The organism is Streptomyces kebangsaanensis, assembly GCF_001906585.1.
Taxonomy (GTDB): Bacteria; Actinomycetota; Actinomycetes; order Streptomycetales; family Streptomycetaceae; genus Streptomyces; species Streptomyces kebangsaanensis.
Genome location: NZ_JUJA01000011.1, coordinates 79,443 through 79,841 on the forward strand (window position 1 = coordinate 79,443; position 399 = coordinate 79,841).

At 74.9% G+C, this 399-nt stretch carries 1 pseudogene; it reads left to right on the top strand.

The window, feature by feature from the left end:
* Positions 1-280 (top strand): annotated as a pseudogene (locus tag RH94_RS41785) (hypothetical protein); the annotation flags it as partial.
* Positions 281-399: the final 119 nt, after the last annotated feature.

The following is a 399-nucleotide window of genomic DNA, read 5'->3' on the forward strand; positions in this document are numbered from 1 at the left end:
GCTGGACCTGCCGGCCGACGCGCCGCGGCGGCTGTCGGGCCTGCTCACCGAGGCACGCCGCAAGGACGCCGATCTGCCCTATCTGGTCGCCCTGCTGGCCGTGCACGCGGCCAGCCCGCCGGTCGGTACCGCCTACCGGCAGGGCGAGGAGAAACTGCTGTTCGCCGTGGACGACGGGACCGAGCTGGACGACCCCGAGTTCGGCGGCGCCGACCTCGTCGTCGGCACGGCGCTGCTGGACGCGGCGGGCATGGCGGCCGACCGGACGGAGGCGGCGTGAGCCCCGTCGGCACCCGTACGCATCAGCCAGACCGCGACAAGGAGCCCCACCGTGACCGAGCACGTCGACCGGAGTGAGCCGGAAGCCGCAGGTACGCCCACGGCGGCCGCCGTCACACC